Below are 24,907 nucleotides of genomic sequence, written 5' to 3'. Positions count from 1 at the left end.
CCTAGAAAAAATGTAAAAAACGCCCGCCATCGAATAACACGTAATGTGGTGAACGCCGCATAAATAAGAATGGTTAATATACATTAATTTTGACGGCTCTTGCCGAAAAGCTGTTGAAACCCCATGATTTGCGGACAAATCCAGGCCGTTTTCGCGCCACAGAATTGCACGTTCATGCAAAGAAACAATCGGAAGATTATTGAAGGACCGACGAATGACCAAACTCGCTAAAATCTCCTTTTCCAAGACGGATGTTCCCAAAAAGGGCGTTGCCGTTCTCCTGGCCTCGGACAACCTTGACCTTGGCAAGACCGCAGGAGAGGCTGTTTCGGGTTTGGAAGGAGGCTTGGAGCGGGCCGCCGGTATCGCCGGATTTTCTGGCAAGAAGAAATCAAGCCTGGATTTGGTCGCGCCTTCGGGCGTCGGACTTGACCGGCTGATCGTCTTTGGAATTGGCAAGTCCGAAGATCTGACGGATGAAGATTGGCGCGGGCTTGGCGGCACGGTTTTCGCGGCGCTGGCAAAAGCGAAAGCCGGGACAGCGGACGTTCTGCTTGATGCTCCCGAAGGTGTCGAGATTTCCGCACAGGCTGCGGCGGAATTCGCCATGGGCGCCAAGCTTCGCGCCTACAGCTTCGACGCTTATAAGTCGAAGAAGAAAGGCGAAGAGCCCGAAAAGGATCTGAAACTGACCTTGAAGGTCGCGGATCCGAAGGCGGCGCGTAAATCCTGGTCAGGCTCGGAGGCTATCGCGGACGGCGTTATCCTTGCGCGTGATCTTGTGAATGCACCCGCGAATATCCTTGGACCTGTGGAATTTGCCAAAAAGGCGGCCGAGCTCGAAAAGCTCGGTGTTGAGATTGACATCCTCACCGAAAAGGAAATGAAGAAACTCAAGATGGCTGCTCTTCTGGGAGTGGCGCAAGGGTCAGCACGCCCACCGCGCCTGGCGGTAATGCGCTGGAACGGAGGCAAGAAAGCCGACGCTCCCGTCGCATTTGTCGGGAAGGGCGTTACGTTCGATACGGGCGGCATTTCGATCAAGCCGGCTGGCGGTATGGAAGACATGAAGGGTGATATGGGCGGTGCCGCCGCGGTCGTGGGTGCGATGCACGCTGTTGCCGCCAGAAAGGCAAAGGCCAATGTGATCGGCGTTATCGGACTGGTGGAGAACATGCCTGACGGGAACGCGCAGCGTCCTGGCGATATTGTCACGGCAATGTCCGGCACGACGATCGAGATCCTGAACACCGATGCGGAAGGACGCCTCGTGCTGGCGGATGCGCTCTGGTACACCCAGGAAAAATACAAGCCCTCGATCATGATCGATCTGGCGACCCTGACCGGGGCAGTGCTCGTGGCGCTCGGAAATCTCAATGCCGGTCTTTTTGCAAACGATGACGACCTGGCAGAAAAACTGCTTTCCTCCGCGAAGGCGAGCGGCGAGCCGCTCTGGCGCCTGCCGTTGTCAAAGGGCTACGACAAAATGATTGATACCCCGAATGCGGATGTGAAAAACACCGGAGGCCGTTGGGCCGGATCGGTCACTGCGGCGCAGTTCCTGCAGCGTTTCGCAAACGGTGTGCCCTGGGCGCATCTGGACATAGCAGGCACGGCATTCGGAGCGCCGAAGACCGATATCTGCCAGAGTTGGGCATCAGGTTATGGCGTACGGCTGCTCAATCAGCTCGTGGCGGATCACTACGAAGGGTGAACAAATTCAATTGGAAAAAGAAAAACCCGCCAAATGGCGGGTTTTTTAAATTCTGTCCGGTTGGCTCAGCAAGTCTTGTAAGTCTGGCAGGCCGTCGCGGGTTCAACAAGCATTCCCATTCCGAGCGTGGCACCGGCAACAACAGCGACCAATGCGAAAAACACAACAACACGCGCAATCATTCACAAAATCCCCTCTTTGGCCGGTTCGGGACTACCGCACACCGGCCACCCAGCAATGATCCTTGGATCTCTCCCGGGAACAAACCCTAGTCAATCGACATTTGCGAAGGGTTAATGATACGAGTCTTGTGGCCTGTCTATGTCGCAATCGCGGTGAAATGGAATTGAGCAAATGCTGTTGCATGAGAGCATCACTTTAGTCCCGCCAAACCGGACGCATCGCGTTTTCGTTCACATTGAAAGAAATGACCGGAACGGAGTGGAACATGACCGTTGAAGTGATGTTCTACCATCTAATGCACAGGCCGCTTGAATCGGCTCTTCCGCAACTTCTGCTGAAATGTCTGGAGCGGGACTGGAAAGTCGTTGTCCAGACAGGAAGCGAAGAGCGCTGCAATGCCTTGGATGCCCATCTCTGGACGTTTGCCGACGACAGTTTTCTGCCGCATGGGACGAAAACCGATGGTTTCGCCGAACATCAGCCGATCTATCTGACAGCGGAAAAGGACAATCCCAACAATGCTGACGTCCGGTTTCTCGTCGACAGGGCAGATCCGCCACAATTGAGCGGGTACAAGCGGGCAATCTACATGTTCGACGGCAACGATCAGAGTGCGCTTGAAGAAGCGCGAAATCGTTGGAAAGAGGCTAAGTCGGAGGGGTTCGACATTGCCTACTGGCAACAGACTTCTGCCGGAGGCTGGGAGAAGAAGGCCTAGATTGTTGCTGGGCTGGATACCCTTTCCACTGGTGTTAAACTCCGAGAAATAGGCTTTTTTCAGTTAATCCGATTGAACCGCAGATCATCCTCGGTTGGTTCGCCACCCGTGGGCAGCGAAGCCGTCTTGTCCGCATCGTCAATCGGCACATCAGGTGTTTCCGAGGCTTCCGTCGCGTTTCGGATTTCTTCGGTCTTGCCGTCCAGAACCTCCCTTGCCCACTCAACCATTTCGTCATCAATTGCATCGACGCGATTCTCATTGATCATTCCGGCAAGCGCGTCTCGCAGTGCTTCGTCCGAAACGCTGTCTGCGAGCTCAGCAACATTTGTTTCTGCATCCGCAATATCCCTTTCGGCATCTTGCAGATCTGCGAATGTCTGACTTTCAACAACTCCGTTCAAGGAATCGATGTTGGCTTGCAGTGCTTCAATCTGATCACTCACCGGATCAGCATCGTCCGGAACGCTGCCGGGATCCAGAGACTTAAGATCGGAAATTTGGGCTTCCAGGTCGGCAATTTGCGCTGCCACCCTGACGGTGATCTCTTGCGTGGACAAACCTGAAATATCGAAATCTTCCGGCAAACCTGTCTTGTCGATCGAGTCAAGCAGAGTTTCGCGCGCTGTTTTCAGATCTTCGGAAAGCAAGTCAAAGGCTTCAGAAGCCTTCTGGAATTCAATGGACGCACCAACAAACGCCACCACTGAAGCCAGATGTGGATCCTTGGAATTGATATAGGCGTTGTAATTCCGTTTGAGCGAATTGAGCCGCCCGAGCCGCGCATTCAGGTTTTTTTCCTTGAGGCGAGGGCTAGGTGTCGGCATTGCGGAAATACTCGCAAGAGTTGCGCGTTCGCTCTTCGGTAGCCGGTAGCCGGTGGCCTTGGCGCTTTGTTGAGAAGAGTGTCGACGCGTTGTCTTTTGATTGCGTCCACTCGATTTGTCTCCAAACACATTGCTCAAAAGACCGTTCAAGCCTTTCCCGTTACCTTTTTTTCTACTGACCGTTTTATTTCCTTTTCCGCGGGTAAATAATCCAAATCCGCCATTTCCTCTTGATTTGGAAGCGGATTTGCCACCTCTGCTTGAATAGCCGGCGACGCCGTTGCCACCTCCATTGCCGTTTCCGTTGGCGTTCCCATTCCCATTCCCATTCCCATTCCCGTTGCCGTTGCCGTTGCCGTTGCCGTTGCCGTTGCCGTTGCCATTCCCGTTCTTGGCAAAAGCCTTCGTGCCAGTGTCCGAAATAATCGGTAGGCCATCTGTGACAAGCGGGGCAATTAGGAAAGCAAACGCAATAGCCAATTTGAGAGGGGTGTTGGAAACGAACATTATGAGTACCTTTGTGGAACGCGGTATTTAAATTCGGACATTCGTAGAACCCGACTATCCCACGGCGCCCGGTATTATTTTCAGCGCGAATTCCGTACGAAATGTGAGTAGGTCAATTAAGAATTTAGAAAAATCAAGATGGCTGAATTTACGTCTATGATTCCAGCTATTTAGCCAAACAAAAAATATTCACAAGGAGCAATTAATAATTGAAAGCAAAGGTTAGTTGTTATTTCAGGTTTTATTTACGTAAGAAAAATCCGCATTCCTTTACGGAAAATCTGCGTTATGAAACGATTTGGCGGAATGAGTGATCCAGCTCAACCGGCTTCCTCATATTCCGCTGAGAGTTCCAGCCATTCTTCCTCTGTTTTGACCAGCTTCTTTTCGCAGTAGGCCCGTTCCTTGGCAAATTTTGTGGCCCTGTCGGGCTCCTTCTGAAAGAAGGCCGGATCCGCGAGGGCGTCGTCCAGCTTCGCGATCTTGTCCTGCAGCCGAGCCATTTCCTTTTCTGCAGCATCTATCTTCTGCTTCAACGGTTTCAGCTGGCTGCGCTTCTGGGCTGCATCGCGCCTCTTTGCTTGCGCAGAAGCGCTGTCGGCTTCTTCCTGTTCGCGGTTTCTTGCTTTCCGGACGGCGTCCGGCCCCTGAAGGATCAGGCGGCGATAGTCTTCCATGTCGCCGTCATAGGGTTCGACCCTGCCATCGGCGACGAGCCAGAGCCGGTCGGCGCAAGCTTCGACAAGATGCCTGTCGTGACTGATCAGAACAACCGCGCCCTGATAGTCGTTCAATGCCATTATCAGTGCTTCCCGGCTGTCGATATCAAGGTGGTTTGTCGGCTCATCGAGGATCAGAAGATGCGGTCCGTCAAAGGTTGCGAGCCCCAGAAGCAACCGCGCTTTCTCACCACCGGAAAGATCTTTCGCCGGTGTTTCCATACGATCCGTCGGCAATCCAAACCGAGCGACCCTCGCGCGGACCTTGGCTTCCGGTGCATCCGGCATCAATGCCCGCACATGCGCCACTGAGCTTTCCGACGGTCTGAGCTCATCAAGTTGATGCTGTGCAAAAAACGCAATCTTGAGTTTCGAAGCCTTGCTGATGGCCCCATCCATCGCACCAAGGCGTCCGGATATGAGCTTGGCGAAAGTGGACTTGCCGTTTCCATTTGCACCCAAAAGGGCGATGCGGTCATCGGTGTCGATGTTCAGCGTCAGGCGGGACAGGATTTTCGTTTCTCCATACCCGGTCGAGACGCCTTCAAGTTTCAAAATGGGAGGCGCGAGTTGTGCTTGCGGGTCGGGAAACTGGATCGGCTTACCGCTTTCTTCCGTCAGTGCGGCAATCGGCTGAAGTTTTTCCAGCATCTTGAGCCGGGACTGGGCCTGCCGTGCTTTGCTGGCCTTGTAGCGGAAGCGGTCGACAAAGGCCTGCATGTGCTTGCGCTGTGCATCCTGTTTTTCCTTTGCCTTTTCGGCGAGGATCATGGCCTCGCGCCGCTGGCGGTCAAAGCTGTCATAACCGCCGGAGTAATAAGTCAGCTTGCCTCGTTCCAGATGCACGATGCTGTCGACAGCCTTGTTCAGAAGGTCGCGGTCATGGGAAATCAGGAGAACCTGATGCGGATATCGCGCCACGTAGTTTTCCAGCCAGAGCGTACCTTCCAGGTCCAGGTAGTTCGTCGGCTCGTCCAGAAGCAGAAGGTCGGGTTCGGAGAATAGGACAGCCGCGAGCGCAACGCGCATCCGCCAGCCACCGGAAAAGGAAGAGCAGGGGCGTTTCTGGGCGTCGGCGTCGAAACCGAGACCGGAGAGTATCGAACCCGCGCGCGCTTCGGCCGTATGGGCGCCAATATCGGCGAGGCGTGTGTGGATGTCCGCAATCCGGTCCGGATCGGTCTCAACTTCTGCCGCCTCGAGCAACCGGCTGCGTTCCTTGTCTGCAGCAAGAACGACTTCCATCAGGGTCTCTTCGGTCCCCGGAGCTTCCTGGGCGACCTGGCCGATGCGCGCACGTTTGGGGATCCGGACCGATCCGGTTTCCGTCGAAAGATCGCCGGTAATGATCTTGAAGAGGGTGGATTTTCCCGCACCGTTTCTGCCGACGAGGCCGGTTTTGGCTTTCCCCGGCAACGTGACGCTGGCCTTGTCGATAAGAAGGCGGTCTGCAATCCGGTAAGTGAGGTCTGAAATCTGCAACATGGCCGGATGTTTGGCGGAGCGAACGCGGTGTTGCAAGTGGAAAGCATGAGATACGGCAATGATATGGCAGGCTGTGGCTTCACTGCACTGCCTGCCACTTTGACGATCACTGTGTCAGGAAGGTCAAAATCTCCGTCAGGATACGTTGGTGCTGGGCTACACGCTCGGTATTGCCCTTGATACAGACGATCTCGTCGCCCGGCTCGTGCTCCTTCAAGATGGCAAAGCCTTCCGGCTTGCACACACCCATGAAGTCGAAATGCCCGGCGTCTTCGAATTCTTTGTGCTCAACGAATTCTGCGGGCAAGGCAGCCGCAAGTGCCCGCGACTCGACGTCCTGGTCCAGCATATCGGCGCGGCCCGACCCCAGCACGAGAATGGGCGTTTCAATCTGTTGAAGGCTCTTGCGGGAAAAGACCGGTGTGCCGCCAAGATCGAGGCTGATGACTTTCCGAACGCGCTCGTCCTTTCGAGACGCCGCCATTTCCATCCGGTCGGCTTCTGTTTCAGCAACGGACCAGCCCTTGAGCACCTCGCAGACGACGAGGGTCGGTTCGCTTCCGCAAACACTTTGATAACGGGTGTTGTCGAATTCAGCACCGGCCAGAAACATCACGGTGAAGCCACCCAGCGAGTGGCCGGCTGCAAAAATTCTGTTCCTGTCGATGCGCGGACCGAACGACTCATCTTGCAGCAGGTGGGAAATCAGACGGGATATGTCGACTGGCCGATCCCACAATTCCCGTGCCTGGGCGGGGTCGCGCAAAAATGTGCTGGTTCCGGGATGGTTGATCATCGCAACGATATAGCCACGGCGCGCCAACTCCGAGGCGAGCCAGGCCTGATTGAACGTGTTGCCGTACATGCCATGCGAGACAACGAGCAGAGGAAACTGTCCTTCTGCCATGATCGCATCCCGATCGGCTGGCGCCATTTGCCAGACTTTACTCTTGTCGGTGCGTGAGTGTTTGCCGGGTGTGTTGGAAGGAAACCAGATGTCTCCGGAAAGGGGGCGGTCGGTACGTTTGTCGCTGACGTTGATGTCGGCAACACCCGGGCCATAGGCTAACTGTGTATTTTCCTGCGCAGCAAGATCGCCGGCGAGGGGGAACCAAAAAGCAAGCGAAAGAGAAAGAACCAGCGTCTTACGCATGTTGGCAAAACGATTGACTTCAAAGGGCATGGGACCTCCGGTATCGATTGAGACCGTTCTTACCTGTGGTCTCAACACGCCTGTTGACAATTGCCGGAGCAGCCGTGTCCTGTCCTTAAACGTGATAAAGGACAGGACAGTCACGCCATTCAGTTCTCGGGCGCCGTCATGATCAGCATCCCGGTTTCCTTTTTGCTCGCTGCCGTATTCCTTGGCCTTGGCCTGTCGGCCTTGATGTGGCGCACTCTGCCGACCCTTTCGAGAGGGTTCTTCGTCGGTCTTTTTGTACTTCTTGCCATGGAGGCGGGACTTGTCGGACTGCGCTTTGCCTATGGTGTATTTGACTTTCTAGCGCTTCAGCGCGTGCTGCCTGTCTGGATAGCACCAACGCTTTATCTGGCCTTCGCCGCGCTCACCATGCCTGACCCGAAAGCCAAAAAGCTGGTTCTGCTGAACGGGGCTGTGGCGCTCGCGTTCTCAGTCGCCGTGTTGTTCCCGCTTCGGGTCGACGGTTTCGTGGATGGATTGATCGGGCTGAGTTTTGCGATCTACTGTTTTGCGCTGGTTCTGATTTGGTCCGGCGGGCCTGATCGGATGTCGCAGGTGCCGACCGGACAGAGCCGGTTTGTATTCAGGCTTCTGGTCGTCGCAATCCTGGCCATGGCGGCATCAATGGCGACGGATATCTGGATCGCACTTCTCTTTGCACAGCAGATGCAGGAGCACGCATCGCTGTTGATTTCATATGCAAGCCTTGCATTTTTGATGGCCGCCCTCGCGCTTGCTGTCATGTCGCTGCGCCAGAAATCATCCCGCCGGCCGTCCACAAACAAAGCCCGCGGGACCCCGGAAAAGCAGACACTTGTCGAAAGAGCCAGGCAGATTCTGATAGAGCAGAACCTTTACTGCGATGCGTCTCTGTCACTGACAAGGCTGGCCCGCCGCGCGGGAACCCCCGACAGGGAGTTATCGCTGGCGATAAACGATGTTGCGGGCATGAATGTCAGTCAGTTTGTGAACCAGGTAAGGCTGGATGAGGCGGCGCGAATGCTGACCGAGACGGACAAGCCCGTTACCCGCATACATGAAGAAGTGGGGTTCCTGACGCGCTCGAACTTTTACCGCGAATTTCAACGTCAATTCGGTGAAGCACCGGGCGCTTACCGCAAGAAAGCTCATTCCTCTTCGGCGAGCAGTTCAAGGTAAAGCTCGGCAAAACCGCCGAGAAGTTCGTAGCACAGGATGACTTCCCGCTCATTGGGATCCCAGAAGGCATTGTCTTCCTGGCACTCGGAGGCCCGGAACGTTACGTTTTCCGGCAGGTCATAGAAGGTGTCGAGTTCTTCGGCGACCATTTCAAGAAGTGCGTTTTCCTGAAGCGAAGCCGCCAATGTGCGCAGCTCATCTGGAGCGTCGCCATACACAATACTGATTTTGCCTGCCGGTGTGTCCTGATCCCGAACGAAGGGATCGGTGACATATTCCCAGGAATCGGCCGCCTGCTCATAGTCAATCGCGCAGTTCTCGATGCGGTCTTCGGGAAGCGCGAGTTCTTCGGCAAGGTCCAGAAAGGCGTCTTCGTCAGCACCTACCATCATGCATAGCATACGATAGCCGCGCTGCTGGTCCAGATCGTGAGAATCGTAAAAGACCAGCGCATCGTAGTCCTCCTCGGACATCAGGAACCAACCTGTCATCGCGTGATAAAGGTAGAGATCCATGTTGTCCGTATCGGCCGAGAGCATCGATATCGTCGCGAGATTGTCGACGGCATCTTCTTCCTGAGCGAGAACGGGAAGTTCGAGTTCGGAGACGAGCATGTGCCCGCCTTCGTGATAGATCACGAAAAGCGTATTGCCGGCCACGAATTCAAGCAGCTCTTCGCGTATGTCCGGTTCCAGGTCTTGAAGGCTGTCTTCAAGGCCGGGATACGCTGGCGCTCCGTCCTGCGCTTCCGCAGGAACCGTGTATGGCATCGGACCGATCGCCAAGGCTAAAAATGCAGTGACGGCGACGAGGATTTTGAATATCGGGGCCATAAGTTCAGCTCACAATCTTGAATCTTGCCGATGTTTTACGGCATTGATCCTCCGTCTCGGAGACTATACGCGAGGGGGTTTCAATTCCATTAGCTTCCTCGTGTCATGGCGCTTCACTGAGGTGTATTGTTAAGCGACATGAAATTGTCATGGGTCAGCCCCCTTGCGGGCGCGGCAGTGCACCGTTATTAAGGCCGCGAAATTTCTGAAATTCCGGGCGCGGCAATGGGTCGGCGCTCCATCGAGACAAGAAAGACAAAACCATGGCGATTGAGCGCACGTTTTCCATGATCAAGCCGGATGCCACCAAACGCAACCTGACGGGTGCGATCACCGCAAAGCTGGAAGAAGCCGGCCTCCGGGTGGTTGCTTCACGGCGGGTCTGGATGTCGCTGCGTGAAGCCGAAGCATTCTACGCCGTTCACAAGGAACGTCCGTTCTTCGGTGAACTGACCGAGTTCATGTCCTCCGGACCGACCGTTGTTCAGGTTCTGGAAGGTGAAAACGCAATTGCCAAGAACCGTGAAGTCATGGGTGCGACCAACCCGGCTGAAGCAGCCGAGGGCACGATCCGCAAGGAATATGCTTTGTCCATCGGCGAAAACTCCGTGCACGGTTCAGACGCGCCTGAAACGGCTGCAGAAGAAATCGCGTTCTGGTTTTCCGGAACCGAACTCGTCGGCTGAAACAGCTGAAAAATATCATTCGGGAAGCCGGTCCTTTGGGCCGGCTTTTCTTTTCTTTTCTGAAACACTGTCCTGATACATCCAGATACAAATTCTTACCAATTGACGACTGCGGGGTAGGTGCGAAGCCATCATATTAGCGAGGTCGTGGTACTGGAATCAGGAGAACATAATGCGTTTGACACTGGCGCTTGCAGGCGCTCTGATTGCATTACCGGCCGCAGCACATGAAACGACTGCGCCTCTTGGCGGAGAAGAACCGCTTGAACACAAACACACGGCGGATGAGATCTGGGACCATTTTCTGCCGCAGGCTGAAGCAAGTGCGGATATTACCGTTGACGGCAACACAAGGCGGATCCGCGCAAATGGCTACCCGGACAAAGCACCCGGGCAGTTTCCCAACCGCAACAATCCGCACGCCATTTCCAAAAAGAACTACAATTTGAAGGTACCGCTCAATCCGCGCAAGACGGGCGGGGCAAAGGATGCGCAGGGATCCGTTTTCGGCATCGCGGTCAACGGTGTCGTGATGGACCCTGGCACGGCGGAATACTGGCAGAACAATCGCCGGTCGGGATGGAACTACGAGGCGTTGGGCGGTGCCTGCAAGCTTGGTCTCGACAAATACAACGCCCATGTCCAGCCTGATGGAACCTATCACTATCACGGGATTCCAACAGGCGTCGTGGCGGCAAGCGGCGGACGTTCCGTCCCTGCAATGATTGGATTTGCGGCTGACGGTTTTCCGATCTATGGCCAATACGGATATTCGGATCCGGAACGTAAATCCTCGATGAAAAAGCTGAAAAGCAGTTACCGGATCAAGAATGGTAATCGCCCGGACGGGCCGGGTGGAAGCTACAACGGCAAGTTCACGCAGGACTGGGCATTCGTTGAGGGCGCCGGGGACCTTGATCAGTGCAATGGACGCTTCGCGATCACGCCCGAATATCCGAACGGGACATATCACTACGTGCTGACCGACGCGTTTCCCTTCATTCCGCGTTGCTGGATGGGCAATCCGGACGCTAGCTTTACCCGATTGAAAGGGCGGGGCCAGCGCCGTGGAAACCTTGAAGAGGGCCAAGGCAGTCCGACAATCGATTTTGCGGTGTTCCAGGACAACACTGAAATCGCGGCACAAGTCATTCAGGTTCAGGGCGGTCACCCGCCACGGGTCCGTCGGGGTGGTCCGCCTCCGCAACGCGGCCAGCGCGGCCCTCGACAGCAGCGCGGCGGGCAGGGCGGTGGCCAAGGGGGCCGTTCGCCCTGCAGCGGCAGCTGATAGTCCAAACGAGAGAACCGAAAAGATCGGGAGACGCTTGACGGCGTCTCCCTTTGTTTTCCATAAGGCTTGGCCCTATTTTCAGATGCGTGCCTACTCCCGATTGGATTTTCCATGAACCAGCCGACACCAAAGAGCACCTTTTCCACGTGTCCCCACGATTGCCCTTCGGCATGTTCGGTGGATGTGCATTTTTATCCCCATGGCGATGTGCGGCGGCTCAACGGGGCACGCGACAACACCTATACGGCCGGTGTCGTCTGCGCCAAGGTCGCGCGCTATCCGGAGCGGCTCTACCATCCGGACCGGCTGCTGACGCCGTTGCGCCGGATTGGCAAGAAGGGTGAGGCGCGGTTTGAGGAGATTTCCTGGGACGCCGCGCTCGATCTGATTGCTGAAAAGTTTCTGGCAATCGAGTCTGAATTCGGCGCGCAAAGCATCTGGCCCTATCACTACGCAGGAACGATGGGACAGGTACAACGGGACAGTATTCACAGGCTTCGTCACGCCAAAGGCTATTCACGCCAGTTCGACACTTTTTGCACCAACATGGCCTGGACGGGGTTCACTGCCGGAACCGGCAGGCTGGCCGGGCCCGATCCCCGGGAAATGGCACATTCTGACCAGATCGTAATCTGGGGTACGAATCCCGTGGCGACGCAGGTCAATGTCATGACGCATGTCATCGCTGCGCGAAAGAAACGCGGCGCGCGCGTGATCGTCGTCGATGTCTACGAAACCGAGACCATGAAACAGGCCGATATCGGCGTGGTGCTGAAGCCGGGTACGGATGCAGCACTGGCTTGCGCCATCATGCATGTGCTTTTTCGCGATGGTTTTGCCGATTGGGATTACCTGAACTGCTTCACCGATTGCCCGAAGGAACTTGAAACGCATCTTCAGGCCAGAACGCCGGATTGGGCTGCTGAAATCACCGGGCTGGAGCCTGCGCTGATCGAAAAGGTCGCCCGGCACATCGGTGAAACGAAAAAGACGTTCTTCCGCCTGGGCTACGGGTTCACGCGCTCACGCAACGGCGTTGTCGGCATGCATGCGGCAGCCTCGATCGCCTGTGTCACGGGCTGCTGGCAATATGAGGGCGGCGGCGCGTTCCACAACAATGGCGGAATTTATCGCTTCAACAAGGAGATGATCGAGGCGACGTCATTGATGGACCAATCCGTGCGGGCGCTCGACCAAAGCCAGATCGGCCGGATACTGACCGGCGACGCGGATGCGCTGCGTGGTGGCCCACCGGTGAAGGCACTTCTGGTGCAGAACACGAATCCCGTGTCCGTTGCACCCGAGCAGGAACTGGTCAAAGCGGGATTTGCGCGCGAGGATCTGTTCACCGTGGTCCACGAGCAATTCATGACCGAGACCGCGCAAATGGCGGACATCGTTCTGCCGGCAACACAATTCCTGGAGCACGACGATATCTACAAGGGCGGTGGGCACCAGTATATCTCACTCGGCCCCAAGGCCGTTGAGCCGCCCGAAGGACCGCGGGAAAACATCTTCGTAATCAATGAGATCGCAAAGCGCGTTGAATCAAAGTCTCACCCCGGATTTGATATGTCTGCGCGTGAACACATCGACTGGCTGCTGCAGAACTCCGACTATGGATCTTTTGACAAGCTGTATTCGGAAAAGTGGCGCGATATGCAGCCGGATTTTGAAACATCGCACTTTTTGAACGGCTTCGGTCACAGTGACGGCAAGTTTCATTTCAAGCCTGCCTGGGGCAAGACCTTTTCGCCGAACAAACCCGACGGCGATACCGTGTTCGGTCCTTGCAGCGACATGCCGGAATTGCCGGATCAGTGGGATGTGATTGAGCTGGCTGACGAGGACCATCCGCTGCGCCTTGCGACTTCGCCCGCCCGGTCTTTCCTGAACACCACATTCAACGAAACCGAGACGTCGAAAAAGAAAGAAGGCCGTCCGGAAGTCTGGATCCGGCCCGAGGACGCGGCGCGCTTTGGCATCGATGACGGGGCGAAGGTGAGATTGGGAAACCGGCGAGGTGCCGTGACGCTTCATGCGCGCCACATGGAAACGGTCGCGCCCGGAACGGTCATCTCCGAAGGCATCTGGCCGAACGCGGCGTTCGAGGACGGCAGAGGCATCAATACGTTGACGGGCGCAGACCCGGTCGCGCCCTATGGCGGCGCAGCGTTTCACGACACGGCGGTCTGGATCAAAGCTGCCTGATTCGCACCATCGCCTCTTGAATGATGAGGACACCTGGTCTTTAGAGGCGCCTTCAGCCTTGTCGAGCGCATGGCGTGCACCCACCTGTTTGGGCCAGGAGGGTCTCCATGTCAATATCACGTTGGGTCTTACGGCTTGCATTGAGCCTGTGTCTCATCCTCGGCGCATTGCCAATAACAATGCACAAAAGCTTCGCAGAAACACTCCCAAATCAGACCAGAATGGGGACCGGTGAGTTCACGAGAAAATTCCAAGACAACCGCAATGTGCAACTGGAAGATCTGAATTTTTTCCCGGAAAGACTAAAGGAGCATTTGAAGATACGGCAGAGTTGGGAAACACGGGATTTCAACGTGTTCTCCAGGAAAATCGAACACAAGACTTATCTTTTTGTGGTGTTGGACCGCGGCGGCGCGCATTGGACCTCAACTGCGGCTCTTGTGCGTTGGCGGGCCAGCACAGGAACACCTGAACAGCGCGTAGACTGGAAACCACTTGTGTTACCGAGTTTACAAAGAAGATCGGATGGGTGGTCCTTCATCGCAGGTGAATTCCATTTCATTTTGCAATGGAACGATCGATTAAACGCGTTGCAAAATACATTTTGTGGTGGAATGCGTCCGACGTCCTGTATCAGATACTCGTCTAGCATCTCATGGACACAGCAAGAACTCACGCTGATTGAGCTCAGGCAAAGAGTAGCAAATGAGTGGTATCCGGTCTGGAAATCTGGCGGTTGGCTTTTTGATCCAAGCCTTCAGGACTTGGGACCGAACTAGAGTGGCAGACCACATCACAAAAAAAGCAGCGCATCCCAGAGGGCTACGCTGCCTGGCCAGACCCGACCGAAGGTTTGGGGCTCCCGCTTGTCAGGTCTGGTGTTCCGATGTGGTGGTCTGAGCATCCGCCAGCCGGCCTTCTTCGGCCTTGTAGAAATACTGGCTTGCCACGAGCCACCCCTTGAGCGGACGAAGCATGGGAATGCAGGTCAGCAGAATCAGGGGAAGCGTGGTCACCAGATGGACCCAGTAGGGGGCGGTGAAGGCAATTTCCAGCCAGATTGCAAATGCGACTGCCGGAATGCAGCCAAAGCAGATTACAAAAAAGGCCGGGCCGTCCGCAGGGTCTGCAAAACTGTAATCCAGGCCGCAGTTGCTGCATCCCGGTTTCAGTTTCAAAAAACCGTCAAAGATCTTTCCTTCACCGCAGCGCGGACAGCGGCCTTTGATACCGGTCTGAATTGGGGGCAGCTTCGGCCAGCTCTGTATCGTGGTCATGGACTTTCCAATCCTGATTGGCTTACAGGACTTTCCCGAAAGAACGAGTGGATCCTATCGCTTTGAAAATGATGGGAAGTGAATGCAATCAATTTAAGATATGATGCAGTCAAGTCAAGCGGAATTGCTGCGGCAAATTGGCATTGCTGTTATGCAATGCACCGTACGAGGTGGCTCAGAAATAAACGGAGGCCTTGGCGGGTGATGCTTCAATCGTTTGCGAGACAATGTCGAGGGCGTTTGCGAGCTGCTCTCGGTTGAGAGGCCCGCCGAGCCCAAGCCTGACAGCCTCTATCGGAGCGCCTGCCACCGTGAAGGCATCAGCCTCGACCAGCCCGATCGGCAGGTTGCGCAATTGACTGACAAATGCCGAGCGGTTCCATCCTTCTGGCAGCGTGAGCCACAGGTGAAAGCCGTTCCGATCTGCCAAATAGTCGAGCTTCTTGAGCCGTTTGGACACCAGACCCTGGCGTGCGGCGCTTTCTGATCGGATTTCCTGCAGAAGCGCGGATGCGGTTCCGTTTTCGATCCAGTTGGTGGCCAGCGCAAGTGTGAGCGGCGAGGGCATAACCTGCTGCGTGCGGATCGCACGCGAAAACTGCCAGGAGGCTCCACGGCTCGGAGCAAGAACATAGGCGAGCCGGAGCCCGGCACCAAGGGACTTTGAAAGGGAGCCGATGTACCAGGTCAGTTCGGATGCGATCGCCGAAAAAGGCAAAGGCGCGCTTTGCACGAGTTGACCGTAGGCGTCGTCCTCAAGGATAGCGATCCCGAATTTCCGGGCTACCGCCACCAGTTCCTGCCGGCGTTTATAGGGAACGGTTCTTGTCGTCGGGTTGTGCAATGTCGGATTGAGATAAAGCGCCTTCAGATTTCCTGTCGTGCAAGCTGCTTCAAAGGCCTCAGGGATAATGCCGTTTTCATCAGTTTCCAGGCCGCGCAACTGCAGATGAAGTTGCGCACAAATCGACCTGATGCCGGGATAGGTGACTGCCTCACAGGCCACAAGGTCGCCGGGCTCGGCAAGCATCGCCAACAGGCTGGAAAGTGCAGCCTGCGCCCCGGGAGAAAACAGGATCTGCTCAGATTTCGGTGCAAGCCCGACCCCTTCCAGCCAGCTGGCCGCTGCCGATTGGTCCTGGTCCGAAGCTTCGAGGTTTTGATATCGCAGTAACGGCATCAGATCCGTCGAAAGCCTCGCGAGGCTCTCCTGCATCATGGCCGTCAGGTTGCGGATGTCTGGCTCAGGCGGAAGGTTCATGGAAAAATCAGGTGCACATTCGCGCGCCGGACCTGCGGCTACACTTTGCTGCAGGACCTCTCGACGCGGGTCTGTCACGAACGTTCCGCTGCCAACCTGTGACGACAGGAAACCGCGTCTGCGCGCCTCTGTGTATCCACGGGCAACGGTCGTGAAATCGAGCCCAAGCAATTTGGCCAGATGACGCTGTGCCGGCAATCTGTCTCCGGGCTTAAGGCGTCCGGTCGTCAGATCAGCCTCGATGCTGTCGGCAATGGCGATGTAGCGCGGTGCGTTGCTGCTTGAAAGGTCGGGGCACCAGTCGGTCATGCGGGAGAAAATCTTTCTGAAATTGACTGCATATTGACTGTATATGTGATTTGAATTGCATTGTCACCCCATGTGTGGCAACGGCGCGGATAAGTAACATTCTCTCATCGTTCCGGCTCGCGAGAGGCTGGCGGAAAACAATCAGAACCTGAAGTCCGGATGCGGTCTCTGGGTTTGATGTCTCGACTATCCGACGCTCAGTTCCGATCCATGACCTCGACAGAGAGAATAGTCGGCAGATGCCTGGCGATTTCCGTCCAGGTGTCGCCCTCATCGAAACTGGCATAGATCGAACCGGAGTTGGTGCCGAAATAAAGACCGGCAGGGTCCCGTGTATCGCCTGCCATTGCCTGGCGCAGCACTGTGAAGAAACAGGCGGTCTGCGGCAGGCCTTCTCGCTTTGCTTCCCAGGTCTCGCCGCCGTTTTCCGATTTCCAGACCGCGGCTGCCGCATCTGGAGGAAATCGCCCCGCAGCATCCCCGTTAAGCGGAAAAGTCCAGATCGTTTGCGGGTCTCGCGGGTGAATGCGGATGGGAAAGCCGAAGGTTGAAGGAAGACCCTTGTTGATATCGTCCCAGCTGCGCCCGCCGTCGGAGGACCGCCAGACGCCATGATGGTTCTGTTGGTAAAGCAGATCGCCGCTGCCGGGCGCCAGCATGATGTTGTGAACGCAGTGGCCTGTTTCACCGTCGCTGGGGGCCGCAGGATGAGAGTGACTTTCGCATGCGGCTGCATTGGAAAGGCGGTTGCGGCGCTCCCAGGTCTTTCCGCCATCTTCCGTTGCAAAGACACCGGCCGCTGAAATCCCGATCCAGAGCCTGTCAGGATCGCCTGGGTCCGGAACGATCGTATGCAGAACGAGCCCGGCCGCGCCGGGGTTCCAACTGCCGGAGGAGGGATGGTTCGAAAGGCTTTCCACGTGTTGGAAGCTTTGTCCCTCGTCAGCGCTGGCAAGAAGTCTCGCGGGTTTGGCCCCGGCGTAAAGCTTGCCGTGGGAGTAGCAGAGCGACCAGATTTGTGTGAACGTATCCTCGAATGGCAGCTCGGCGTCGGTCCAGCCGATCATCGCTGCAAAATCAGGGTCCTGTGCCGCCCAGTCATCGATCGTCCCCCTGGTAAGTTTTGTCAGCTTCCAGGTAGCCCCACCATCTTCAGAACACCAGACGCCCGCACCGTTCCAGTCGCCGCCACCGCCGGCCCATATCGTCCCGCTTTCCGCGTCGCCGATGACGTGGTTGATCGGCCATCCGTCGCAATATGGTCCCTCGACTGCCCAGCCCGACCGGTCTGCGCCGCCCGAAATCAGAAAGGCCCCTTTGGTGGTTCCAGTGAGGACGGTTAACTCGCCGTTGCGCATTTTCATGTCCCTCCCGTGGGCACGCAATTTTAGCACGTCACAAGCAAGTTTGCTGCAGTAAGCCGTACTTTTGGTAACTTCAGCGGCGAACTATGAAGTCAATTTTTTATCATCTTAGATAGAAAAATCGATTTTTTGCAGATACAATTTGAACTCGTTGACTGTTTCGAAGAGGGATGGATTGAGGTCAGGAATGCGGCTCAAAAACTTGATTGCTACTGGAGTTTACATTTCGCTGGTGATGGCGATCGTGCCGGTATCTGCCGACGGAACACACGAACCGATCGGCGAAGATGTCTGGCAGCTGCCGCTTTTCGATGCGCATGTTCACTACAAGGAACCGGCGTGGGACAGGTACCCCGTCAAAAGCGTTATCGAGCTCATGGATGAGAACGGCGTTGCCATGGCGCTTGTGTCATCAACACCAGATGAAGGCACGATCATGCTCTGGGAATACGCGCCCAAGCGCATTGTTCCCGAACTCAGGCCCTATCACGGGGCAGCCGGATCTTCCAACTGGACCAAGTCCGATGGCATGGACGCCTATCTGGAAGGCCGGCTTGAGCAATATCCGCATGAGGGTATCGGCGAGTTCCACATCCGCCAGCTGGATACCTCCGATGAGGCCCTTTTCCGCAAGATCATTTCAATGGCGAAAGAACGCGATATCTATCTTCATGTTCATTCGGGAACGGAGCCGATCCGGTGGCTTTACGGTCTGGATCCGGACGTGAAGATCATCTGGGCACATGCGGGACTGGGAACGCCGGCGCCCGATGTGTACGAGCTTATGGACGCGTATCCGGACCTGCTCGCCGACACATCCTTGCGCGAATACAACATTCTCGGCAGAGGCGAGAACCTTGATCCACAGTGGCTGGAGATCATTTTCGACTTCCAGGATAGGCTGATGATCGGGAGCGACACCTGGGTCAACAGCCAGTGGGACAGCTATTCGGAAATCATGACGATGAACCGCCGCTGGCTGGCGAAACTGCCACGCGAGATCGCCGAGAAGATTGCCTATAAAAATGCTGAACGCGTGTTCGGGCGCGACATAACACTGGACCAGATCGGCACCCGCTGATACCGGCTTGGAACGCCGGAAATTTGTTATTGCGGCCAGATCAGTCCGGCATTCGTTTCCTGGTCCGTATCGCTCAGAACGCGCGCACCGGCGACCTTTGCTTTGCCGGACGCAACCAGTTCAAGCGCTTTGGGATAAATCTTGTGCTCGATCTCAAGAACGCGGGCTGCCAGCGTGTCCGGCGTGTCGTGATCGAGGACCGGAACGGCTCCCTGAATGATGATCGGGCCGTCATCCATTTCCGCCGAAACGAAATGCACTGTCGCGCCGTGCAGCTTCACGCCTTCGTCAAGCGCGCGCTCGTGCGTCGCAAGCCCTTTGAAAGAGGGCAGGAGCGCCGGGTGAATGTTGATCATGCGGCCTGACCAGGTATTGACCAGATAAGGCGTCAGGATGCGCATGAACCCGGCAAGGGCAACCAGGTCGATCTTGTGTTCCTGCAAGACCTCATCGATGGCTTTTTCGAAGGCTTCCCGATCGCCTGAAAAATCCGTGTGATCGACGACAGCGGTCGGAATGTTGAACTCGGCCGCACGCTCAAGCCCCTTGGCATCCGGCCGGTTGGCGATCACAAGCGCAATTTCTGCCGGGAAGGCCGGCACCATCGCAGCTGAGATCAACGCGCCCATGTTCGAGCCACGGCCCGATATGAGAACGGCTGTTCTTTTGCGGTTCATGCCGACAGGTCCAGTGCACTGTCGTAAAGGACCGGCTCGGCGCCGGCGTCACCAATTTGTCCGATCGTGGTGACCGTTTCGCCCGCTTGTTCCAGAACCTTCGATACCGCCTCAGCTTCGCCGGCAGATACGACAATCACCATGCCTACACCGCAGTTGAACGTGCGCAACATCTCGCTTTCCGCAACACCGCCTGTCTTTGCAAGCCATGAAAAGACACCCGGAACCCGGATCGACGCGAGATCGATCCGTGCAGAACAGTTTTCTGGAAGGACACGCGGCAGGTTTTCCGGAAGTCCGCCACCGGTAATGTGCGCGAGTGCCTTGATCCCCGTTGTTTCCCGAAGCGCCGCCAGCACCGGTTTGACGTAGATCCTGGTCGGCTCCATCAGGGCTTCGCCAAGCGACTTACCGTTCTCAAAAGGTGCCTCATCTGACCAGGTCAGTCCGGCAAGTTCCATGATCTTGCGGACCATCGAGTAACCGTTCGAATGAACGCCGGAAGAGGCAAGTCCGAGGAGCACGTCACCCGCTTCAACGTCTTTGCGCGGCAGGATCGCCCCCCGTTCCACAGCGCCGACGGAAAATCCCGCCAAATCATAGTCGCCGTCGCCATACATACCCGGCATCTCGGCGGTTTCGCCTCCGATCAGTGCCGCGCCTGCCTGTTTGCATCCGTCTGCGATTCCAGCGACGACATCGGTCGCGGTTTCCACATCAAGCGCGCCCGTTGCAAAATAATCGAGAAAAAACAGAGGCTCGGCGCCCTGGACGACAAGATCGTTGACGCACATTGCGACCAGGTCGATCCCCACTGTCCGATGCTGACCGGTTTCGATAGCGATCTTCAGTTTCGTGCCGACGCCGTCATTCGCTGCCACCAGGACGGGATCCTTGAAGCCGGCGCTTTTCAGGTCGAAAAGCCCGCCAAATCCACCGATATCACTATCGGCGCCAGGCCGTGCCGTCGCTTTGACCAGCGGCTTGATGCGGTCGATCAGCGCATTTCCGGCGTCGATATCGACACCGGCATCGGCATAGGTCAGGCCGTTGCTCTCTGAAGGCTTGGAATGGCTCATGGCGGCTCCAGACTGTTTCCTGGCACACGGATAGAAAACGCGCGCTCAACTGACACTGCCGCGCATACAGCCTTACCGGCTTTTTCACAAGAGCTGCCCGCAGTCTTCACAGGCAATTCGGCCTCTTGACCGCTGTGCGCCTGCCGACATAAGAGCATTGGTGGCATCCAACCGTGACCCGGATGTATAGTGCGTGGATGCTCAAAGCTGTTTGAGGGGAAATTTTATGACTTTGCGCCGTCAGGTACAGTTTTGGTTGCTCTCCCTGGCTGTTTTCTGCGTCTTCTTATACGTCTTTTCCGGCGTGCTTCTGCCGTTTGTTGCCGGAATGGCTGTGGCCTATCTGCTGGATCCGATTTGTGATCGTCTTGAAAAACTGGGTATGGGGCGTTTATGGGCCACGCTGACAATTCTGTTCACATTCATTCTCGTGCTGGTCGTGTTCTTCGTTTTGCTGCTCCCGGTTCTGGGCAATCAGCTTGCGTCTTTCCTTGAGAATTTCCCGGATCTCGTGCGGCGCCTCCAGGCGCTTCTTGCAAAATACTTTCCAGCGAATTTGGCGAGCCATGCCGGGCTTTCGCCCGAAGATCTGCAGGCATCCATGACCGATCTGATCGGGCAGGGCGCATCGGTGATCGGCAAACTGGCCCAGTCGATCTGGAACGGGGGCCAGGCACTGCTGTCGATCCTGTCCCTTTTCGTGATCACCCCGGTTGTCGCGTTTTATCTGCTTTTGGATTGGGACCATATGGTTGAATGCATCGACAGCTGGATCCCGAGAGATCATCTTGTCGAGATACGCGGGCTTGCGGTCGAAATGGATGCCGCCGTTGCCGGGTTTGTGCGGGGTCAGGTGTCCGTCTGCGTCATTCTTGGCTTTTTCTACGCGGTTTCACTGGCCCTTGTCGGGCTCAATTTCGGGCTTTTGATCGGCATGGTTGCCGGGCTCGTGAGTTTCATTCCATTCGTGGGAGCTGTTCTCGGGCTTGTCCTGTCGGTCGGTATTGCAATCGTCCAGTTCTGGCCTGACTGGCCCTGGATCCTGGTGGTCGGTGCCATATTCGCTGTCGGTCAGTTTCTGGAAGGCAACATTCTGCAGCCGAAACTGGTCGGTGAGAGCACCGGCCTTCATCCGGTAACCCTGATGTTTGCCCTGTTTGCCTTTGGATATCTCTTTGGATTTGTGGGGATGCTCATCGCTGTTCCGGCTGCGGCCATGATCGGTGTGCTTGCACGCTTTGGCCTGAAGCAGTACCTAGCAAGCCCGGTCTACAAAGGAATTGACCGTTCGAAGACAGCGACCGAAGAGTAAGTGGCACGATCATGGCGGAACCACCGCGTCAGTTACCGTTAGAGCTACCGCACGAGGCTGCTCTTGGCCGCGATGATTATCTGGTCGGGGCATCGAACAGGGCGGCGTTCGACCTCTTGGAACGCTGGCCGGACTGGCCGTCACCCGTTGTAATTCTGGCTGGTCCAGTCGGCTCGGGAAAAACGCATCTCGTTCGCGCATTCGAAGATGAACACGGGGCACGCGTGGTATCGGCGCGTCAATTGCGACAGGCAGCGGTCAGGGATCTTGTCGCCGCTCCCGTTGCCATTGTTGAAAACGCCCATCTCGGTGTGGAGGATACAGCGCTTTTTCATTTGCTGAACGCCTCAAGGCAGGCAGGCAAAAACGTTCTGATCACCAGCCGGACCTGGCCCGCAAGCTGGAAGGTTACGCTTCCGGACCTCATGTCGCGGCTGCGGGCAGCAACGCCTGTCGAAATCCTGGAACCGGACGACGAATTGCTGCGCCGTGTGCTCGTCAAACTGTTTGCCGATCGACAGATTTCGGTCGATATCGGCGTCGTGGATTATCTTGTCGTTCGCATGGAGCGTTCGCTCGATGTTGCGATAAGGGCGGTTGAGGCAATCGACCAGGAGGCACTTGCCGGACGCGTGAGAATTACCAAACAGCTGGCGGGCAGGGTCCTGGAAAATGTGCATAAGAGCTAGTGTACCGGCAGCGTGCGACATTGGTGTCATAGGCGCGCCGCCCGTGGCATGCTACTCACGCCAAAGCGAAACGATGCGAGGTCTGCCCGTGTCATATTGCGAGGATAGGTTCCATGAACGAAACGACTGATTTTTCGGACATCGTCGCCGCCTCGTCGGACCTGCGCACAGGAGAAGACACACCGGACGAACGCGGCATCGCCCACACACCCGAGCGGTTCATGAACCGCGAACTGTCCTGGTTGCAATTCAATTTGCGCGTCCTGGAAGAAGCGATGAACCCGAACCATCCGCTTCTGGAGCGTGTGCGTTTTCTTTCGATTTCAGCAAACAATCTTGATGAGTTTTTCATGGTCCGCGTCGCCGGTCTGCGTGGCCAGCAACGTGCCGAAGTGACCAATCTTTCCGACGACGGCCTGACGCCGACGGAACAGCTCGAGAAGATCAGTGAGGCGGTGCTGGACCTGCAAGCCTCGCAACAAAGGATCTGGGGCGACCTGCATCTCGAGATTGCCGAAGAGGGCATCGAGATCGTTCACCGGGACGCCTTGAGCGTATCCGACAGGCAGTGGCTCCAGGAGTATTTCCTCGGATATGTGTTTCCGGTGCTAACCCCCCTTGCGATCGATCCGGCGCACCCTTTTCCGTTTATCCCGAATCTCGGATTTTCGATCGTATTCGAACTGGTTCCGACATCCGGCGGCCGGGGGATGATTGCGCTGCTCAGGATCCCGAACCAGGTTGAACGCTTTGTTCGTCTGACCGACAATGAAAACGGCGCGGCACGCTTCATTGCGATTGAACGTGTTGTCAGCATGTTCATCGGCCGCCTGTTCCCCGGATATGAAATCCGTGGCAAGGGCGCGTTCCGTGTTATCCGGGACAGCGACCTGGAGATCGAGGAAGAGGCGGAAGATCTTGTTCGATTGTTCGAGAGTGCGCTGAAACGCCGGCGCCGTGGGTCTGTTATCCGGCTTGAAATCCAGGAAACGACGCCGCCGGCCCTGCAGGAATTTGTTGCCGATGCCCTCGATGTCGGCAAGAGCGAGATCTTTTCGGCAAATGGCCTGCTTGCTCTGAACAATCTGACTCAAATTGTTGATCTCGAGCGGCCCGATCTCAAGTTCGACCCCTATACGGCCCGGTTTCCGGAACGGATTCGCGAGCATGGCGGCGATTGCCTGGCAGCGATCCATCAAAAGGATATTGTCGTCCATCATCCTTATGAAGCCTTCGACGTGGTCGTACAGTATCTGCGCCAGGCCGCACGGGATCCGGATGTGGTTGCGATCAAGCAGACCCTTTACCGAACCTCCAACAACTCGCCGATCGTCAAGGCGCTCGCGGAAGCTGCCGAGGCTGGCAAGTCCGTCACGGCACTTGTGGAGCTGAAGGCCAGGTTTGACGAGGAGGCGAACATCAAGTGGGCGCGCGATTTGGAGCGTGCAGGTGTTCAGGTCGTCTTCGGTTTTATCGAGTTGAAGACGCATTCCAAACTGTCCATGGTGATCAAGCGGGAACATGGTCAGCTCAAAACTTATTGCCATATAGGCACCGGAAACTACCACCCGATCACGGCGCGCATTTATGAAGATCTCTCGTTTTTCACAGACGATCCCGGGATCGCGGAGGATGCGGCAAGGGTATTCAATTTCATAACCGGATATGCCGAACCCGACGAGCTCAACCATCTGCTTGTGTCACCGGTGAACCTGCGAAGCCGGATGCTGGAGCTGACGGAGGCCGAAATTGCGCATGCGAAAGCAGGGCGGCCCGCCCAGATCTGGATGAAGATGAATTCGCTGGTCGATTCGGAAATAATCGATGCGCTGTATAAAGCCAGCCAGGCAGGCGTTCAGATCGATCTGGTTATCCGGGGTATTTGCTGTCTGCGACCGGGGATTGCCGGGCTGTCGGAGAATATTCGGGTGAAGTCGATCATCGGGCGCTTCCTGGAGCACTCACGGATTTTCTGTTTCGGCAACGGACATGGCTTGCCGTCACCGGAGGCACATGTCTACATCGGCTCGGCCGACCTGATGCCTCGCAACATTGATCGCCGTGTTGAAGTCCTGACCCCGCTTCTTACTGCGACAGTTCACGAACAGGTTCTGGATCAGATCATGGTTGCGAACCTGAAGGACAACGAACAGAGTTGGCGCATCCTGTCTGATGGCAGCCATGAGCGTGTCGAACCGGGCGCAAACGAGGAACCCTTCAACGCACACCGGTATTTCATGACCAATCCTTCACTTTCGGGCAGGGGTAAATCCTTGAAAAGCGACCGTCCCAAGCCGTTCCTGAAACGGCAAAAAAGAGCATAAA

At 56.2% G+C, this 24,907-nt stretch carries 21 protein-coding genes; 11 read left to right on the top strand and 10 right to left on the bottom strand.

Annotated elements, in window-relative coordinates; all coding sequences use genetic code 11:
• Positions 1 to 214 precede the first annotated feature (214 nt).
• Positions 215 to 1,714: a leucyl aminopeptidase gene (locus tag Q0915_RS11380; RefSeq protein ID WP_299471460.1), complete on the top strand. Its 1,500-nt coding sequence runs from the start codon at positions 215 to 217 to the stop codon at positions 1,712 to 1,714.
• Between the two features lie 448 nt (positions 1,715 to 2,162).
• Positions 2,163 to 2,615 carry a DNA polymerase III subunit chi gene (locus Q0915_RS11375; protein ID WP_299471458.1) on the top strand — a complete coding sequence of 151 codons (453 nt, stop codon included), beginning with the start codon at positions 2,163 to 2,165 and terminating at the stop codon, positions 2,613 to 2,615.
• Positions 2,616 to 2,674: 59 nt separating this feature from the next.
• On the opposite strand, the gene Q0915_RS11370 is transcribed toward Q0915_RS11375, so the two are convergent.
• From Q0915_RS11370 to Q0915_RS11355, 4 genes are all read right to left on the bottom strand, one after another.
• The gene (locus Q0915_RS11370) at positions 2,675 to 3,442 is read right to left on the bottom strand and encodes a hypothetical protein (RefSeq protein ID WP_299471456.1); all 768 of its coding nucleotides are present in this window, start codon (positions 3,440 to 3,442) and stop codon (positions 2,675 to 2,677) included.
• 146 nt (positions 3,443 to 3,588) lie between these two features.
• Positions 3,589 to 3,759 (bottom strand): hypothetical protein, encoded by a 171-nt coding sequence (locus Q0915_RS11365; RefSeq protein WP_299471454.1) that lies wholly within the window; start codon positions 3,757 to 3,759, stop codon positions 3,589 to 3,591.
• 510 nt (positions 3,760 to 4,269) lie between these two features.
• Positions 4,270 to 6,153 carry an ATP-binding cassette domain-containing protein gene (locus Q0915_RS11360; RefSeq protein ID WP_299471452.1) on the bottom strand — a complete coding sequence of 628 codons (1,884 nt, stop codon included), beginning with the start codon at positions 6,151 to 6,153 and terminating at the stop codon, positions 4,270 to 4,272.
• A gap of 106 nt (positions 6,154 to 6,259) precedes the next feature.
• Complete coding sequence (locus tag Q0915_RS11355) at positions 6,260 to 7,336, bottom strand: alpha/beta fold hydrolase (RefSeq protein ID WP_299471450.1); 1,077 nt, start codon at positions 7,334 to 7,336, stop codon at positions 6,260 to 6,262.
• Between the two features lie 138 nt (positions 7,337 to 7,474).
• On the opposite strand from Q0915_RS11355, the gene Q0915_RS11350 reads away from it, so the two are divergent.
• On the top strand, positions 7,475 to 8,512 hold the full coding sequence (locus Q0915_RS11350) for an AraC family transcriptional regulator (protein WP_299471448.1): 1,038 nt from the start codon (positions 7,475 to 7,477) through the stop codon (positions 8,510 to 8,512).
• Here Q0915_RS11350 and Q0915_RS11345 read toward each other — a convergent pair.
• A complete protein-coding gene (locus Q0915_RS11345) occupies positions 8,482 to 9,345 on the bottom strand; it encodes a DUF4344 domain-containing metallopeptidase (RefSeq protein ID WP_299471446.1) in 864 nt (287 codons plus the stop codon). The two genes, Q0915_RS11350 and Q0915_RS11345, sit on opposite strands and share 31 nt — an antisense overlap.
• A gap of 263 nt (positions 9,346 to 9,608) precedes the next feature.
• On the opposite strand from Q0915_RS11345, the gene ndk reads away from it, so the two are divergent.
• The 4 genes from ndk (at position 9,609) to Q0915_RS11325 (ending at position 14,312) form a co-directional block, all read left to right on the top strand.
• Positions 9,609 to 10,031: a nucleoside-diphosphate kinase gene (ndk, locus tag Q0915_RS11340; RefSeq protein WP_299471444.1), complete on the top strand. Its 423-nt coding sequence runs from the start codon at positions 9,609 to 9,611 to the stop codon at positions 10,029 to 10,031.
• Positions 10,032 to 10,203: 172 nt separating this feature from the next.
• Entirely contained in the window at positions 10,204 to 11,319 is a 1,116-nt protein-coding gene (locus tag Q0915_RS11335; protein ID WP_299471442.1) for a YHYH protein, read from the top strand.
• A gap of 114 nt (positions 11,320 to 11,433) precedes the next feature.
• On the top strand, positions 11,434 to 13,533 hold the full coding sequence (locus Q0915_RS11330) for a molybdopterin oxidoreductase family protein (RefSeq protein WP_299471440.1): 2,100 nt from the start codon (positions 11,434 to 11,436) through the stop codon (positions 13,531 to 13,533).
• Positions 13,534 to 13,640: 107 nt separating this feature from the next.
• Positions 13,641 to 14,312, top strand: coding sequence for a hypothetical protein (locus Q0915_RS11325; protein ID WP_299471438.1), 672 nt, complete (start codon positions 13,641 to 13,643; stop codon positions 14,310 to 14,312).
• 90 nt (positions 14,313 to 14,402) lie between these two features.
• On the opposite strand, the gene Q0915_RS11320 is transcribed toward Q0915_RS11325, so the two are convergent.
• The 3 genes from Q0915_RS11320 to Q0915_RS11310 all read right to left on the bottom strand — a co-directional run bounded on the left by Q0915_RS11320 (position 14,403) and on the right by Q0915_RS11310 (position 17,744).
• On the bottom strand, positions 14,403 to 14,810 hold the full coding sequence (locus Q0915_RS11320) for a DUF983 domain-containing protein (protein WP_299471436.1): 408 nt from the start codon (positions 14,808 to 14,810) through the stop codon (positions 14,403 to 14,405).
• 175 nt (positions 14,811 to 14,985) lie between these two features.
• Entirely contained in the window at positions 14,986 to 16,380 is a 1,395-nt protein-coding gene (locus tag Q0915_RS11315) for a PLP-dependent aminotransferase family protein (RefSeq protein ID WP_299471434.1), read from the bottom strand.
• A 197-nt stretch (positions 16,381 to 16,577) separates the two neighbouring features.
• Complete coding sequence (locus Q0915_RS11310) at positions 16,578 to 17,744, bottom strand: exo-alpha-sialidase (protein ID WP_366525283.1); 1,167 nt, start codon at positions 17,742 to 17,744, stop codon at positions 16,578 to 16,580.
• Between the two features lie 187 nt (positions 17,745 to 17,931).
• Between Q0915_RS11310 and Q0915_RS11305 the strand changes: the two genes are divergently transcribed.
• Positions 17,932 to 18,825: an amidohydrolase family protein gene (locus tag Q0915_RS11305; protein ID WP_299471431.1), complete on the top strand. Its 894-nt coding sequence runs from the start codon at positions 17,932 to 17,934 to the stop codon at positions 18,823 to 18,825.
• Between the two features lie 26 nt (positions 18,826 to 18,851).
• Here Q0915_RS11305 and purN read toward each other — a convergent pair whose 3' ends face one another.
• Both purN and purM read right to left on the bottom strand, forming a co-directional pair.
• Positions 18,852 to 19,502 carry a phosphoribosylglycinamide formyltransferase gene (gene purN / locus Q0915_RS11300; RefSeq protein WP_299471429.1) on the bottom strand — a complete coding sequence of 217 codons (651 nt, stop codon included), beginning with the start codon at positions 19,500 to 19,502 and terminating at the stop codon, positions 18,852 to 18,854.
• The gene (purM, locus tag Q0915_RS11295) at positions 19,499 to 20,581 is read right to left on the bottom strand and encodes a phosphoribosylformylglycinamidine cyclo-ligase (RefSeq protein WP_299471427.1); all 1,083 of its coding nucleotides are present in this window, start codon (positions 20,579 to 20,581) and stop codon (positions 19,499 to 19,501) included. The genes purN and purM overlap by 4 nt, the downstream gene beginning before the upstream one ends.
• A 226-nt stretch (positions 20,582 to 20,807) precedes the next feature.
• Between purM and Q0915_RS11290 the strand changes: the two genes are divergently transcribed.
• The 3 genes from Q0915_RS11290 to Q0915_RS11280 all read left to right on the top strand — a co-directional run bounded on the left by Q0915_RS11290 (position 20,808) and on the right by Q0915_RS11280 (position 24,906).
• Positions 20,808 to 21,893: an AI-2E family transporter gene (locus tag Q0915_RS11290; protein WP_299471425.1), complete on the top strand. Its 1,086-nt coding sequence runs from the start codon at positions 20,808 to 20,810 to the stop codon at positions 21,891 to 21,893.
• An 11-nt stretch (positions 21,894 to 21,904) separates the two neighbouring features.
• Complete coding sequence (locus tag Q0915_RS11285) at positions 21,905 to 22,582, top strand: AAA family ATPase (RefSeq protein ID WP_299471424.1); 678 nt, start codon at positions 21,905 to 21,907, stop codon at positions 22,580 to 22,582.
• A gap of 113 nt (positions 22,583 to 22,695) precedes the next feature.
• Complete coding sequence (locus Q0915_RS11280; RefSeq protein ID WP_299471422.1) at positions 22,696 to 24,906, top strand: RNA degradosome polyphosphate kinase; 2,211 nt, start codon at positions 22,696 to 22,698, stop codon at positions 24,904 to 24,906.
• Position 24,907 lies beyond the last annotated feature (1 nt).

The organism is uncultured Roseibium sp. (assembly GCF_947494555.1).
Lineage (GTDB): Bacteria > Pseudomonadota > Alphaproteobacteria > Rhizobiales > Stappiaceae > Roseibium.
This window is presented reverse-complemented; position numbering and strand designations above follow the sequence as displayed.